The sequence below is a fragment of the Mucilaginibacter sediminis genome, from assembly GCF_051903035.1.
In the GTDB taxonomy this organism is placed as follows: Bacteria; Bacteroidota; Bacteroidia; order Sphingobacteriales; family Sphingobacteriaceae; genus Mucilaginibacter.
On sequence record NZ_CP170602.1, the window covers coordinates 5,836,743 to 5,852,207 of the forward strand.

Annotated in this window: 14 protein-coding genes; 13 read left to right on the forward strand and 1 reads right to left on the reverse strand. The window is 42.0% G+C overall.

The window, feature by feature from the left end:
• Positions 1-15: 15 nt before the first annotated feature.
• The gene (gene rlmN, locus ACFGVS_RS24150; protein WP_369829628.1) at positions 16-1,077 is read right to left on the reverse strand and encodes a 23S rRNA (adenine(2503)-C(2))-methyltransferase RlmN; all 1,062 of its coding nucleotides are present in this window, start codon (positions 1,075-1,077) and stop codon (positions 16-18) included.
• Positions 1,078-1,236: 159 nt separating this feature from the next.
• Here rlmN and ACFGVS_RS24155 point away from each other — a divergent pair, with 159 nt between their 5' ends.
• The 13 genes from ACFGVS_RS24155 to ruvA all read left to right on the forward strand — a co-directional run bounded on the left by ACFGVS_RS24155 (position 1,237) and on the right by ruvA (position 15,463).
• Positions 1,237-2,403: an amidohydrolase family protein gene (locus ACFGVS_RS24155; protein ID WP_439695908.1), complete on the forward strand. Its 1,167-nt coding sequence runs from the start codon at positions 1,237-1,239 to the stop codon at positions 2,401-2,403.
• Positions 2,404-2,516: 113 nt separating this feature from the next.
• Positions 2,517-2,795 (forward strand): acylphosphatase, encoded by a 279-nt coding sequence (locus ACFGVS_RS24160; protein WP_090641718.1) that lies wholly within the window; start codon positions 2,517-2,519, stop codon positions 2,793-2,795.
• A 38-nt stretch (positions 2,796-2,833) separates the two neighbouring features.
• Positions 2,834-4,336: an oligosaccharide flippase family protein gene (locus ACFGVS_RS24165; protein ID WP_090641386.1), complete on the forward strand. Its 1,503-nt coding sequence runs from the start codon at positions 2,834-2,836 to the stop codon at positions 4,334-4,336.
• A complete protein-coding gene (gene dut, locus ACFGVS_RS24170) occupies positions 4,336-4,770 on the forward strand; it encodes a dUTP diphosphatase (protein ID WP_439695909.1) in 435 nt (144 codons plus the stop codon). Before ACFGVS_RS24165 ends, dut begins: the two co-directional genes overlap by 1 nt.
• Before the next feature lie 177 nt (positions 4,771-4,947).
• Entirely contained in the window at positions 4,948-6,621 is a 1,674-nt protein-coding gene (locus ACFGVS_RS24175) for a tetratricopeptide repeat protein (protein WP_439695910.1), read from the forward strand.
• Positions 6,599-7,387, forward strand: coding sequence for a DUF4292 domain-containing protein (locus ACFGVS_RS24180; protein WP_439695911.1), 789 nt, complete (start codon positions 6,599-6,601; stop codon positions 7,385-7,387). Before ACFGVS_RS24175 ends, ACFGVS_RS24180 begins: the two co-directional genes overlap by 23 nt.
• A 16-nt stretch (positions 7,388-7,403) precedes the next feature.
• Positions 7,404-8,687: a murein hydrolase activator EnvC family protein gene (locus ACFGVS_RS24185; RefSeq protein WP_090641398.1), complete on the forward strand. Its 1,284-nt coding sequence runs from the start codon at positions 7,404-7,406 to the stop codon at positions 8,685-8,687.
• 211 nt (positions 8,688-8,898) lie between these two features.
• The gene (locus tag ACFGVS_RS24190) at positions 8,899-9,324 is read left to right on the forward strand and encodes a Sec-independent protein translocase subunit TatA/TatB (RefSeq protein ID WP_090641402.1); all 426 of its coding nucleotides are present in this window, start codon (positions 8,899-8,901) and stop codon (positions 9,322-9,324) included.
• A gap of 77 nt (positions 9,325-9,401) precedes the next feature.
• Positions 9,402-9,575: a Sec-independent protein translocase subunit TatA/TatB gene (locus tag ACFGVS_RS24195; RefSeq protein WP_090641406.1), complete on the forward strand. Its 174-nt coding sequence runs from the start codon at positions 9,402-9,404 to the stop codon at positions 9,573-9,575.
• Positions 9,576-9,673: 98 nt separating this feature from the next.
• Complete coding sequence (gatA, locus tag ACFGVS_RS24200; RefSeq protein WP_439695912.1) at positions 9,674-11,098, forward strand: Asp-tRNA(Asn)/Glu-tRNA(Gln) amidotransferase subunit GatA; 1,425 nt, start codon at positions 9,674-9,676, stop codon at positions 11,096-11,098.
• Positions 11,099-11,162: 64 nt separating this feature from the next.
• The gene (locus tag ACFGVS_RS24205) at positions 11,163-12,449 is read left to right on the forward strand and encodes a transglycosylase SLT domain-containing protein (RefSeq protein ID WP_439695913.1); all 1,287 of its coding nucleotides are present in this window, start codon (positions 11,163-11,165) and stop codon (positions 12,447-12,449) included.
• A gap of 118 nt (positions 12,450-12,567) precedes the next feature.
• Positions 12,568-14,844, forward strand: a complete 2,277-nt coding sequence (locus ACFGVS_RS24210; RefSeq protein ID WP_274209944.1) for an NADP-dependent malic enzyme — start codon at positions 12,568-12,570, stop codon at positions 14,842-14,844.
• Positions 14,845-14,878: 34 nt separating this feature from the next.
• Entirely contained in the window at positions 14,879-15,463 is a 585-nt protein-coding gene (gene ruvA, locus ACFGVS_RS24215; protein WP_090641422.1) for a Holliday junction branch migration protein RuvA, read from the forward strand.
• Positions 15,464-15,465: the final 2 nt, after the last annotated feature.

The window sequence follows — 15,465 nt, forward strand, 5'->3', positions numbered from 1 at the left end:
GTAAGGCTGATTTTTTTAAACTTCTACAGTTTTTGCTTTTTCTTTAATAGCAAGCTGGCCGCATGCCGCGTCAATATCTTTACCCCGGCTGCGGCGAAGGTGCGTATTAATACCTTGTTTAGTTAAATAGTTGGCAAAAGCCTCTACCTTATCCTCATCGGCATTAATATAACTGGCGAAAGAAATGGGGTTATACTCAATGATGTTCACTTTGCAGGGCAGGTGCTTGCAGAATTTGGCAAGCTCCATTGCATCCTGGATGCCGTCATTTACACCATCAAAAATAATATACTCGTAGGTTACCGGGTTTTTGGTTTTGGCGTAATAATATTTAAGGGCTTCGGCAAGCGCTTTTAACGAGTTTTGCTCGTTAATGGGCATAATCGTGTTACGCTTCTCGTCGTTAGCGGCATGTAATGAAAGTGCCAGGTTAAATTTTACTTCGTCGTCGCCCAGTTTTTTTATCATTTTAGCTATCCCTGCAGTTGATACGGTGATGCGCTTTGGCGACATGTTCAAGCCATCTTCGGCGGTTATGCGTTCTATTGAGTCCATTACATTTTTGTAATTCAGCAATGGCTCGCCCATTCCCATGTACACAATGTTTGATAGCGGGATGCCATAATTTTCTCGTGCCTGCTGGTCAATCAGCACCACCTGGTCGTAAATTTCGTCGGGATTAAGATTTCTTTTACGCTCCATGTAGCCCGTAGCACAAAATTTACAGGTAAGGCTGCAGCCAACCTGCGATGATACACAAGCCGTCATGCGGCCGGGGGTTGGAATTAAAACACCCTCAATTAGGTGAGTATCGTGTAAAATAAAAGAATTTTTTATAGTTTTATCAGCACTAACCTGTGACGTGTTTATTTTAACGTTGTTAATGACAAAGTTTTCATTCAGTTTAGTGCGCAGTTCTTTTGAAATATTGCTCATTTCATTAAATGAGAAACATGATTTTTTCCAAAGCCATTCATAAACTTGTTTAGCCCTGAAACCTTTTTCGTCCATGCGGATAAAATGTTCCTGTAAAGCACTCAAACTCAGGCTGCGGATGTCTATTTTGTTTTTTGCAATATTCACGTTGCAAAGGTACTTAATTTAAAAAAATGTTTTTCTTTTTTAAAGTCATTCTTTTTGATGATAAAAAACAATAACTAAAAGTTAATTGTATTAATTGAAATTGGGCATATTTTGGAAAAACTTTTTTAGACAGATACCAAGTTTTACAGATGAATGAAAAGTTTTAGAGCCGATTACATTTTCCCAGTTTATGCCGATCCTATTAAGAATGGAATTGTTACCGTTGATGATTTTGGTAAAATAATTTCGGTTACCGATTCAAACAACCCGCCAGGCGGCCCGATAGAAAATGTTAGCGGTATTATTTGCCCCGGATTTGTAAACACCCATTGCCACCTTGAACTTTCACATCTAAAAGCCAAAATTAAAACCGGCGGTGGGCTGGTTTCTTTTATAAAAGATGTTCAGGCTTTCAGGAATTCCGACGGGCAGTTGGTGACAGAAGCCATTGAAAAGGCCGATCAGGAAATGTATAACAATGGCATTGTTGCTGTTGGCGATATTTCAAATACCAATTTAAGCTTAGCCACAAAAGCTAAAAGCAAACTTTATTACCACACTTTTGTAGAAACCTTTGGCTTTTTACCGCAAAATGCCGCAGATGTTTTTGATAAAGCTATGGCCTTGCTTAATGAGTTTAAGCCACTATCAGCTTCCATAACGCCACATGCGCCATACTCTGTATCCAAAGAGCTGTTTAAGCTGGTAAGGAAACACAGCGAAGAAGGGCACAATCTTATCAGTATCCATAACCAGGAGTGCGAAGACGAAAATAAGTTTTATCGTTATAAGCTCGGCGGCTTTTTGGACCTGTACCAGCATTTTGGCCTCGATATCAGTTTTTTTAAGCCGCAGGCCCGCAACTCTGTGCAATCAATTATTCCGCTGCTTAGCAATAAGCAAAAGGTGCTGTTGGTGCATAATACCTGTACCAATTTAAAGGATATCTATTTTATTAAACGTTTTGACCGAAAAGTTAATTTTTGCTTTTGCCCGAATGCCAATGTATATATTGAAGGCAAACTGCCTAAAATTGAACTTTTTGTTGACCAGGGTTTTAATATTACCCTGGGCACCGATAGCCTGGCATCCAATGATAGCTTATGTATATTAAGCGAAATGCGCGCTATTCAAAAAAAATTCCCGGCTTTAAGTACCGAAAGGTTAATAAAATGGGGCACACTTAACGGGGCTGAGTTTTTAGGAATCGACGATGAAAAAGGCTCGTTGCAAGTTGGCAAAACACCCGGCCTTAACTTAATAACCGGCCTTGATGGTTTGAAGATAACACCGGAGAGTAAAGTTAAGAAGTTGATTTAGTTGGATTAGGTTGATTGAGTTGAATTAAGTTATTTTGCATGTTGAGAACGGTTAGTCGTTTAAAGTTTTTAACTGCTCACCTAATCAACTTAATCTAACTCAATCAATCACAAATGAAACATCTCAATATAACAGTTAAAGGCAAGGTACAGGGCGTTTCCTTTCGTAAATCAACGAAGGCAACGGCCGATCAGTTGGGTGTAAAGGGCTTTATTTTGAACGAACCAAATGGCGACGTATACATTGAAGCCGAGGGCGACGATTTTGCGATGGGCATGTTTATGGATTGGTGCAATGAAGGCCCCGAGTATGGCGAAGTAACTTCTGTTGAAACCCATGAGGGCGAATTAAAAAACTATCGTAATTTTGAGGTTGTAAAAAGGCGCCCGTAATTGTAACGGAAGCAGATTAATTACACTGAACATCAACATTGTCAACCGCTAAAAAATTTGCAGGGCAAACCGCCGTTTATGGCTTAAGCACCATTGCCGGGCGAGTGCTTAGTTTTTTCCTCACCCCGATTTATACTCACGCCTATGCCGCCGGTGTTTACGGCATATTAACAACTATGTTTGGCTGGGTTTCTATCTTAAACGCGGTATTGTCTTTCGGGATGGAGACAACTTTTTTCAGGTATCTGAATAAGTATCCCGAAAATAAAAAACGGGTTTACAATAATTCCTTTATAGCCATTTTTGCAGTTACACTGCTCTTTTTATTAATTACTCTTCCTTTTTTAAATTTTATAACTGGCTTTATTAAAGTTGGTGAGCTTACCAGTCACGATGATTTTTTAATTTTTATAAAAATCTTCATAGCCATATTGGTATTAGATGCCTGGGGCACGGTACCGTTTGCCAAATTACGAGCTGATGGCCGTCCTGGCCGGTACGGAGCTATTAAGTTTTTGAACATTATCATTTTTATCGGTTTTAATCTTCTTTTTATTTATGTGCTGCCGTTTTGGCTTAGTCATAATCTTGTTGGTGCGGCTTGGATACATACGTGGTATGTGCCGGGTTGGGTAGGGTATGTTTTCGTATCTAACCTTATAGCCAGTATTTTTTCATTACTGATGCTGTTGCCCGAGTTTTTAAGGCTTAGTCTCGATTTTGACAGGAAGATGTTTGCAGAAATGTTTAAATATAGCTGGCCTGTGCTTATAGCCAATTTATCTTTCCTGATTAATGAAAATTTAGATAAAATACTTTTGGGCAAGTTGCTGCCCCAGCACATCAGCGTACGCGAGGTTGGCATTTACGCTGCTTGCGCCAAGATATCCTTATTCCTGAGCATTTTTGTACAGGCGTTCCGATTGGGGGCCGAGCCATTCTTTTTTAGTCATGCTAAGAATAAAAATGCGGGGCAAACCTACGCCCGCATTATGGATTACTTTGTAATTACTGTGTGTATAATATTTGTAGCCCTGGTGGCCAATATCGAAATCCTTAAGTACTTTGTTAAGGGGCACGATAAAACGCAAACTGATTTATATTGGACTGGTTTAAAGGTGGTCCCACCATTGGTGTTCGGGTATGTCAGTCTGGGTATTTATATGAATCTTTCGGTATGGTATAAGCTATCCGATCAAACTAAGTATGGTCTGTACATTTCTGGTATAGGAGCAATTTTAACCATTGTTTTAAATGTATTGCTTATACCTAAATACAGTTATATAGCCTCTGCCTGGATTTCGTTTGCTGCATATACTACCATGATGATATTATCATACATCTGGGGACAAAAAAATTACCCAATCCCGTATAATATCAAAAAAAATCTGGCTTACATTGTAGCGTCAATAATACTGGTGTACATATCGTTCACTATATTTAAACGAAATATATTTGTAGGCAACGCTTTAGTCCTTTTGTTTGCGGGCACAGCTTTTTATTTTGAACGTAAACCGCTTTTAGCTATTTTAAAAAGATAATGAACATACGCATAATCAACAAATCAAGCAACAGCTTACCTGCCTACGAAACCGCCCATGCCGCCGGTATGGACTTACGGGCCAACCTGGAACAATCCATTCGGTTGAACCCAATGGAGCGCAAACTGGTGCCAACAGGTTTGTATATTGAATTACCGGTAGGGTTTGAAGCGCAGATACGGCCACGTAGTGGTTTGGCGTTTAAGCATGGTATAAGTATTGTTAATTCGCCGGGCACTATTGATGCCGATTACCGGGGCGAAATAAAGGTACTGCTCATTAATTTGGGCGCAGAATCGTTTGAGATTAACCATGGCGACAGGATAGCCCAGATGGTAGTTGCCAAACACGAAACCGCAAGCTGGACCCAGGTTGAGGTATTGAATGATACCACCAGGGGTGAAGGTGGTTTTGGACATACAGCGGTAAAGTGAAATAAAACAAGAGGTTAGAGTCAAAGAATTAAGACTTTTTGAGAATAGGTGAGCAGGCGAAATGAGCAATTTAGTGTAAATTTGAATATGAAGGACAAGGGTTTGGGATATAGGAATACAATAAACAGGACATGGCACTTGCAAATTGCAGCTGTCTTGATTCTTGGTTCTTGCTTCTTGCCTCTTCACCTCATTGCCCAAACCACTGCTGCATCAAAACAAATGGGGGGCCTCGATAGCAGCGAAATCAGGCAGCTGTTTTTCTCGGCTTTGCGAGAGAAAACGGTAGAAAACCTGAAGCATGCATCAGAGTTGTTTGAGCGCGTGATTCAGGCCGATCCGGCGAATGATGCCTCGCTGTATGAACTGGCCAATCTTAAAAAAATACAAAACGATTATACCGGTGCACAACCATTACTTGAACGTGCCGTTGCCGTAAAACCTAATAACGAATGGTACTGGAGCGCACTTGCCGATAGTTATGAAAAAAGTAACAACATCAATAAATTGGAGAACGTGTTTAACCAGCTTATTCGCCTTAATCCAAGCAAGCCCGAGTATTATTTTGATAAAGCCAATGCGTTCGTCATCTTGAAAAAGTATGATGATGCGTTAAAAGTTTACGATCAGTTAGAGCAAATTACCGGCCCCAATGACGACCTGTTAGGTAGTCGTCAAAAAATATACCTTAAACAAGGCAAGGTTGACCAGGCCGCAGCCGATGTTGAAAAAGCGATAGCCAATAATCCCGGTCAAATTCGTTATTACCTGTTACTTTCAGAGATATATAACTCAAACGGATTTGGCGATAAGGCATTGAAAGCTTTGTTGCAGGCCGAAAAAATTGATCAGGGTAACGGCATGGTACACCTGGCACTTGCAGATATTTACCGCGAAAAAAAGAATAATGATGCAAGCTATAAAGAACTTACCCAGGCGTTTGCCATACCCGAGGTCAGTATCGATCAAAAAATAAGAATCATAACCGGTTATTACCCCAAATTTCCAGATCCGAATGCCAAAGCCAGCGCACTTGAGTTAAGTCGTATACTCACAATTACGCATGCCAGGGATAGTAAAGCTTTTGCCATGTATGGCGATATGCTGCTACAGAGCGATAAATTGAAGGAAGGAAAAGACGCCTACAGAAAATCGATAGAACTGGATGGGCAGGTATACCAGGTACATGAGCAATTAGTGCGTATTGAGCTAAGTATGAATGATTTGGATGGTGCTGTTAAAGACGGGGAGAACGCCCTTTCGCTGTTCCCGAACCAGGCCTGGATGAATTATTTGGTAGGCGTGGCCTGGGCGCAAAAAAAAGATTTTAATAAAGCGTTGGGTTATGTTAAAAATGCAACTTCATTAGAAATTCAGGATAAGGAACTACTTTCGCTAAGCTTTTCGTTATTAGGAGATTGTTATCACGACCTGAAGAACAACAAAAGTTCGGATGATGCTTATGATAAGGCCCTGGCCATTAATCCCGATAATGCATATACCTTAAACAATTATGCTTATTATTTATCGTTAAGAAATGAACAGCTGGATAAGGCGGCCCAAATGTCGGCAAGATCAACACAGCTGCAACCAAACACGGCATCATTTGAAGATACTTATGCATGGATACTGTTTATGCAGAAAAAATATCCCGATGCCAAAGTGTGGATGGAGAAGGCGCTAACGCACGATAAAGATAAAAGTGCAGTTAAGTATGAACATTACGGCGATATTTTGTTTTACCTTGGTAAAGCAGATGAAGCAGTAGATAACTGGAAAAAGGCCAAAGGCTACGGTGAGCAATCGCCGGTTTTAGATCGAAAGATAAATGAAAAAAAATATTTTGAATAGGTTGCTGATAGTTTGCGGTTTGCTTGCCATAGTAAGTTGTAAAGCACGCAAGCAGGTTATGGTAGCCCGCAAAGCCGATGTTGTTGCTACGCCCGATAATAAAATAAACACAAAACTGGCAGCTATAAAAGCGCAGCAGGTAAACTTTAATACATTTTCGGGCAAGGCCAAAACTAACCTGGATATTAACGGCAACAGTAATGATGTTACACTTAATATCCGCATCAATAAAGGTAAAAAAATCTGGGTATCTATCACAGCGATATTAGGTGTGGAGGTTGCCCGCGCGGTAATTACGCCGGATAGCATATTACTCATAAACAGGCTGGAGGGTGTTTACCTCAAAAAGCCATTTAGCTATGTTTACGCATATGCCAGCAAGCAGGTGAATTATAAAACACTTGAATCATTACTGATAGGTAATGCTATTCCTGAACTGCTTACCGAAAATGCCGATTTGACAACCGTAAACGGCAATACTACATTAAGCGGCACCCTTGATGATTTGCTTTACAAATTGATAGTTGGGGCCGATAATAAGGTAACGCAAACCAACTTGAACAACCAAAGCGAAGGGCAATCATTACAGGTAGCCAATAATACTTTTATACAGGCCAATAACCGTATCCTGCCATCGCAGATAGATATAGCATCAACAGTAAAAGATAAAAACATCCATGTAAACCTGCATTATACCAGGGTCGATTTTGACCAGCAACAGGAGTATCCATTTAGTATTCCGGATAGATATGAGCCGGCCAAATAATTCCTATTTTTGTTTGATGAAATTTTTAAAAGCAATTCTCTTTTTTATAGCAGTACTAATCGCTGTTGATGCACATGCACAAAGCAGTGCCGAACTAAAGCGCAGGCGCGATAAATTATCGGAAGAACTTGACCAATTGAATAAGGATTACCAGGAAACGTCAAATAACAAAAGGGCGACATTAAAGCAATTAAGCTTGCTAAAGGCGCAGATAAGCCTGAGAGAGGAAAAAATAAGCAACATTAACTCCGAAGTAAGAAATTTGGATAGCCAGATATCCGAAAGCAATAATACTGTACATAGCTTACAAAGCCAGCTGGACCAGTTAAAAAAGGAATACGCGGGAATGATACTTTTTGCCTACCGTAACCAAAGTGCTTACAATAAGCTGATGTTTATTTTTGCATCAAAAGATTTTAACCAGGCTTATAAACGGCTAAAATATTTACAGCAGTTTGGCGCCTACCGTGAGCGCCAGGCCGGTTACATACAGGGAACGCAAAAAGAACTGCATGTAAAAATAAATGAGCTTGATAAAACCAAGCAGGAAAAAAGCAATTTGCTTCAAGACCAGGAGAAAGAAAAGAAAACCCTGGGTGCGCAGAAAAACGATCAGGTTAAAGTAGTTAAAGACCTATCTCAACATGAGGGGCTGTTAAAGCAGCAACAAAAGGAGGTTCAAAACAAACTTGCTAAAACAAACCGCGAGATTGCCAATGCTATCCGCCGGGAGATAGAAGAAGCACAGCGCAAGGCAGAAGCCGAAGCGCGGGAAGCAGCAAGGTTAGCCGCCGCGAAAGCCAAGGCTGAAAATAAACCGGCCCCGGTAGCTCCAAAGGCGGTTGCCAAAACAAGTTCCGGGTATTTGAACGCTACCCCCGAAGCGGCAAGGCTATCCAACGACTTTTTGGGCAACAAAGGCCGTTTGCCATGGCCGGTAGCCAACGGTATAATAACCCAGGGATTTGGAACTTATACTTCTGAAGGTATCAGGAGCGAAAATACAGGGGTAGACATCCGCACGAATGCCGGCAGTGCTGTAAGAGCAGTATTTGAGGGAGAAGTGATCAGGGTGGTTGATGTGAGCGGTACGTACCTGGTAATGATAAAGCACGGAGAATACTTTACAGTGTACGGGAACTTACGCTCGGTTACTGTGGCACGCGGACAAAAAGTAACCACCAAACAAAATTTAGGTGTTGTTGCCACCGATCCGTCAACGGGCGAAACTGAAGTTAACTTTGATATATATAAGGCTAAAGATGCGCAGAATCCTAAGTTTTGGCTGGCGCCTAATTAGTTGTGAATCAAAAAGAAGAATCAAGAATTAAGAGTCAAGACAGGAAACAATAATAGGCTAAATTATGCTCAGCTTAGCTGAAGAAACAGCTTACAAGGCAGTAATTTAATATAAAACTTTTTTGCAGTTATCTTGATTCCTGACTCTTAACTCTTGATTCTTAATTATAAAGATATTAATTGTTTATATTTGTAACCTTAAAAAAAATGCAATGCTAAGTACAGTTTTTTTATTTTTAAATATTGGTACGGGCGAGATGGTACTGATACTTTTTGCAGCATTAATGCTATTTGGTGGCGAAAAGCTTCCGGGTATGGCGCGTACGCTGGGCAAAGGCCTGCGCGATTTTAAAGATGCATCCGAGGATGTTAAACGCGAAATCAATAACCAGATCAATAATTTTCAGGAAAAACCGGAGGCTACTAAAACTGTTGAGCCGGTAATTGAAGAGCATGTTACGCCACTTATTGAAGAACACTCTGTTGACGAAACGCCGGTTGCCGAAAGCGTAGAGCATCACCCTAACCCGGTGATTGCCGAAAATAAAGTTCCAAATACAATCCCTGCAGCCGAGTTTCACGTAGGTACCGATCAGGAACCGGTTACTGAATCAAAAATCGACCTTAACAAACACTAAAAAAGCTGCTTCGGCAGTTTAATAAAAAGGACATTCTATCATTAATAATAATATTAACTTATATAAAACTTAAAATCATGGGTTTAGGGGCACCAGAAATTATTCTTATCATCTTGGCAATTCTTTTATTATTTGGCGGTAAAAAAATACCCGAACTAATGAGAGGTTTAGGAAAAGGCGTTAAAGAATTTAAAGACGCGCAGAACAACGAAGGCAGCACATCTTCTACAGAAGAGAAACCTAAAGTTTAATACTTTAGACCGCTGTTTTTTAATACCTTATTTACGATATAAACTTATCTGTTGAATTAATTTGTTATTTCAACGGATAAGTTTTTTATTTTAGCCCCATGGCTAAATTTTATTCCTCTTTAACCGAGATAAAGAGCGGGTTGCTGCGTGCGGAAATTACTGTTCAGGGCTTGGTGAAAAACTATTTGGGCGAAATTAAAAAGAACGCCCATTTAAACGCTTTTAATGAAGTGTTTGAAAAAGAAGCGCTTATCAATGCAAGAAATGTTGATGAACGGATAAAAAACGGAACAGCCGGTAAACTGGCCGGTATGGTGATAGCCATAAAAGACAACATTTGCTACAAAGGACACCAGGTAACCGCCTCGTCAAAAATCCTTAAAGGTTTTACGTCCATATATTCATCAACTATAGTTGAACGCCTGCTTGCCGAAGATGCCGTAATTATAGGCCGTTGTAATTGCGACGAGTTTGCTATGGGAGGCTCCAATGAAAATTCATTTTACGGACCGGTAAAAAACTACGCCGATCAAAAAAGGGTATCGGGTGGTTCATCAGGTGGTTCGGCGGTTGCTGTACAGGCCAATATGTGCCATGCGGCCATTGGTACTGATACCGGAGGCTCTGTTAGGCAGCCGGCTGCGTTTTGTGGGGTGATAGGCTTTAAGCCTACTTACGGTCGCATCTCCAGGCACGGCATTATTGCCTATGCCTCGTCCTTTGACCAGGTTGGCCCAATTACCCGCTCGGTTGAAGACACCGCCCTGTTGTACGAAGTAATGGCCGGTCCGGATGATTACGATAATACGCTGATCCAGCAAAAGGTATCGCCAATAACCGTTGATACTGAAAAACCGGCAAAGAAAAAGATAGCTTATTTACAGGAAGCCTTGTCAAGCCCAGGCGTTGATGCCGAGGTTAAGGATGTCCTGGTACAATACATTGAAAAATTACGTGCAGAAGGCCATACGGTAAAACCCATCGCGTTTGAACAATTGGATTACCTGGTACCTACTTACTATATATTGGCAACGGCCGAAGCTTCGTCAAACCTGGCGCGTTTTGATGGCGTGCATTACGGGTACCGAAGCCCGGCTGCCGATGATTTGCAATCAACTTATAAACGTTCGCGTTCCGAAGGTTTTGGCAAGGAGGTTAAGCGCCGCATTATGCTGGGTACCTTTGTACTTAGTGCCGGGTACTATGACGCGTACTACGCCAAAGCCCAAAAAGTACGTAGGCTAATTAGGGAAAAAACCAACGAGATACTGAACGAATACGACTTTATACTTATTCCAACCGCGCCCGAACCGGCCTTCCCGATAGGTGCCGAAGAAAAAGATCCCGTGGTAACGTATCTTTATGACATTTTTACCGTACAAGCATCTTTAACCGGGGTACCCGCCATATCGTTGCCAACCGGCAATAATAGCCAGGGTTTGCCGTTAGGATTACAATTATTAACAAAACATTTTAACGAACAACAACTGTTAGATTTTGCTGAATATTTCTTAAAGCTATAAAAAAGCCATATTTTAGTAAAATTAACCGATGCAGGAAGCATCATTACTTAATCAAATCCCACTAATGAAGAGATTATTTACGCTTACCATCTGCCTGTCGCTGTTACAAATCATTCAAGCTAATGCTCTCCCGTCTGTAAAGCAAAGTCATCATTTTGCTGCTTTTCATGGCGAAATTAATGCCGATACCATCATTTTGCCGGTTATCAACCATCCGCTGCCAATAGGCGCGCAAGGCAATATTTATAAGCGCCGTCTTGACTCGATCAGGAAGGATATCCAGCTTGATTATAATGAGTATGTGCAAAGCTACATTGAGCTATACATGCACAACCGCGATGAAATGGGCCAGGTTGCCGGCCTTACCAGGTATTATTTTCCTATTTATGAGAAGGCCTTTCATGATGCGGGGATTCCCGACGAAATAAAATTTTTATCGATAGTTGAATCCAAACTTGATCCAAACGCGGTATCAAGGGTAGGGGCAACAGGTTTGTGGCAATTTATGGGCACTACCGCAAAAATATATGGCCTTAACATGAATGAGTATGTTGATGAACGCCGCGACCCAATACAAGCAAGCTATGCTGCAGCAGCCTATTTAAAAGATGCCTACCAGGAGTTTGGAGACTGGCTTTTGGCTATAGCATCATATAATTGCGGCAAAAGCAATGTGGAGCATGCTATGGAAAAGGCCGGTGGCGGCAGCGATTTTTGGGCTATACGCCAATACTTACCCGCCGAAACCCGTGGTTATGTACCTGCTTTTATAGCCATGAATTATGTGATGAATTATTTTGGCAAGCACAACATTGTAGCTCAGGCATGCAACTTTTCGTTAAAGACGGATACCGTTATGGTTAAAAAGTTTGTGTCGTTGGGTAATGTTGCCCGGGCTTTAAATGTGGGCATCGGCGAAATAACCATTCTTAACCCGGCCTATCGCAGGTTAATTGTAAATGGTACGCCAAAAACTCCACGCAGGCTTATCCTGCCGCAAACCTCAAAAGAAAACTTTGCTGCTTTATATAATGTGCTGAACAGTGCCGGCGATGCGGTGGCCCCTATGGAGTTTGCCAAACCTACCCCGGTTTATGCAGTAGCGGCTCCTGCGGCCCATCCTGCTTATGTGGACCTGCCTAAGTCTGATCGTAAGATAACTACCTATCATAAAGTAAAAAAAGGGGAGACTTTGGCTGGTATAGCCGACTTGTTTGGCTGCGAGGTACGTGACCTTAAATTATGGAACAACCTGGAAGGTAACCGCGCTCCAGTTGGCAGAACAATAAGAGTAGCTGCCGGCGGCGATATTTCGGCAAGTGTATCTGCTGATACAAAACCTACGTTGTAACCGCAGGATAATATCTGCTTAAAGACTAGCCCGATTTTGACATGTTTCAAAACCGGGCTATTTTATTTCAGGTTACCATAAAAAGAATTGTAATTTTGAGCGCTTGAATTTTGAGAAGATGAACAAGAACAACCGTAAACAGGACGCGCTGAATTACCACTCCATGGGCCGCCCTGGTAAGATACAGGTAGTGCCCACCAAGCCTACCAATTCGCAACGAGATTTAACCATGGCCTACTCGCCTGGTGTTGCCGAACCCTGCTTGCGCATAGCCGAAAATGTTGATGACGTATATAAATATACTGCTAAAGGCAACCTCGTGGCCGTTATCAGTAACGGTACAGCCGTGTTAGGCCTGGGCAATATTGGCCCCGAAGCTAGTAAACCGGTAATGGAAGGCAAGGGCCTGCTGTTTAAAATTTATGCAGATATTGACGTGTTTGACCTGGAGGTGAATGCTAAAAGTGTAGATGAATTTGTTGCGATAGTAAAAGCGCTTGAGCCTACATTTGGCGGCGTAAACCTTGAGGATATTTCGGCTCCAACCTGTTTTGAGATAGAGCGCAGGCTTAAAGCCGAAATGAACATCCCGGTAATGCACGATGATCAGCACGGTACGGCTATTATATCGGCCGCTGCTTTGATGAACGCGTGCGAAATTCAGGGTAAAAAACTGGATAAAATAAAATTGGTAGTTAATGGTGCAGGTGCCGCCGCGGTGTCCTGTTCAAAAATGTACCTTTCCATAGGGGTTAAAAAAGAAAACCTGGTAATGTTTGATATCAACGGCGTGCTCGACCAGCACCGTACCGATCTGGATGATATCAGGATGGAATTTGCCACCACCCGTACCGATGTGAAAACATTATCGGATGCCATGAAAGATGCCGACGTATTTGTTGGCCTGTCTGCCGGTAATGTGGTTACCCCGGCAATGCTCAAATCGATGGCTAAAAAGCCGGTGGTTTTTGCAATGGCTAATCCCGTTCCTGAGATTGATTATGATTTGGCAACTGCCGCCCGCGAAGATATTATTATGGCAACCGGCCGATCCGATTATCCTAACCAGGTAAATAACGTGTTGGGATTCCCGTACATTTTCCGTGGCGCACTTGACGTAAGGGCTACCGCTATTAACGAGGAGATGAAGATAGCCGCTACCCACGCTATTGCCGAAATGGCTAAAAAGCCGGTTCCCGAAGCCGTAAACCTGGCTTACAATATCACCAACCTTAAATTTGGAAGGGATTACATCATCCCAAAACCGATGGATCAGAGGTTGATAACTGAAGTCTCTATGGCGGTTGCCAAAGCAGCTATTGATTCAGGTGTGGCCCGCAAGGTTATTACCGATTGGGATGCCTACGCAGAGGAGCTTAGGTCGCGTTTGGGTAACAACGACAAACTACTGCGCAACCTTACCAATAAGGCCAAGCAGAGCCCTAAAAGAGTAGTATTTGCCGAGGCAGATAATTATAAGATCCTAAGATCGGCCCAGATAGTAAAGGATGAAGGTATTGCTACCCCGATACTGTTGGGTAACATAGAAAAGATAAAACGGATCATGCGCGAAAACGAGCTTGATCTGGGTGATGTACAGATCATCGACCCGCGCGAGGGCTGCGAAAACATGGATGAATACGTTAATTATTTATACAATAAACGCCAGCGCCGCGGCATCACTATGTACGAGGCCAAAAAACTTATGGTCGACCGTAATTATTATGGTGCCAGCATGGTACAGTTTGGCCGGGCCGATGCGCTGATTTCGGGTTTGACAAAAGATTACGTAAGCACCGTAAAACCGGCTTTACAAATCATAGGTACCGAAGAAGGTGTAAACCGCGTGGCGGGTATGTACATGATGATAACACCCAAAGGCCCTGTGTTTTTTGGTGATACTACAGTAAACGTGAACCCAACAGTGCAGGAACTGGTAGATATTACCGTATTGATAGAACGGTCGGTAAAACGCTTTAACATTACCCCCAGGGTTGCTTTATTATCTTATTCCAACTTCGGATCGAACGAGGGCGTAATCCCCGAAAAAACAAGGGAGACGGTAAGGATACTGCACGAAAAATATCCTGATATGGTTGTTGATGGCGATATGCAGGCAAACTTTGCCCTAAACTCCGATTTGCTGGCCGATAATTTTCCTTTCTCGACATTAAACGGAAAGCCGGCCAATACGTTGATATTTCCTAACCTTGAATCTGGCAACATCGCTTACAAATTACTGCAGGAAATAGGCGGTGCCGAGGCAGTTGGGCCTATATTGTTAGGCTTAAAAAAGCCGGTTCACGTATTGCAGTTAGGTAGTTCAGTCCGCGAAATTGTGAACATGGTTACTATTGCCGTAATTACCGCGCAGGTTAAGGCAGCCAACCAATAGCTTTTTTGATAAACTAAAGAATAAAATAATATTTATGTACGATTATATTAGTGGTAAACTGGTTTCTAAAAACCCATCGCATGTTGTTATTGATGCCGGCGGTGTAGGTTATCACATTAATATATCGGTAAATACATATTCAAGGCTTGGCGCCGATGAAAGCTGCAAGCTATACATATGGCAACATGTAAAAGAAGATGCGCTCACCCTGTACGGCTTTGCCGATGATGGTGAGCGCCGCTTGTTTATGCACCTGATTTCGATATCTGGCATCGGGCCAAATACAGGCCGTATGATGTTGTCGTCTATAACACCTGCCGAGATCCAGGCAGCCATAGTGAGCGGTAATGTTTCGCTTATCCAACGGATAAAAGGGATCGGACCTAAATCAGCACAAAGAATCATTTTAGAACTCCAGGATAAGCTACGTAAAGAAGGGCCTGACACCTTAACTGTAGTGCCGGTAAATAAAACCGCTAAAGATGAAGCACTTACTGCATTGGTAATGCTTGGCTTTGCACGCAATACTGCCGAAAAGGTTTTGGAACAGGAAATGAATAAAAATAGCGGCGATTTAACTGTTGAACAACTTATTAAATTCGCTTTAAAAACCTTATAATT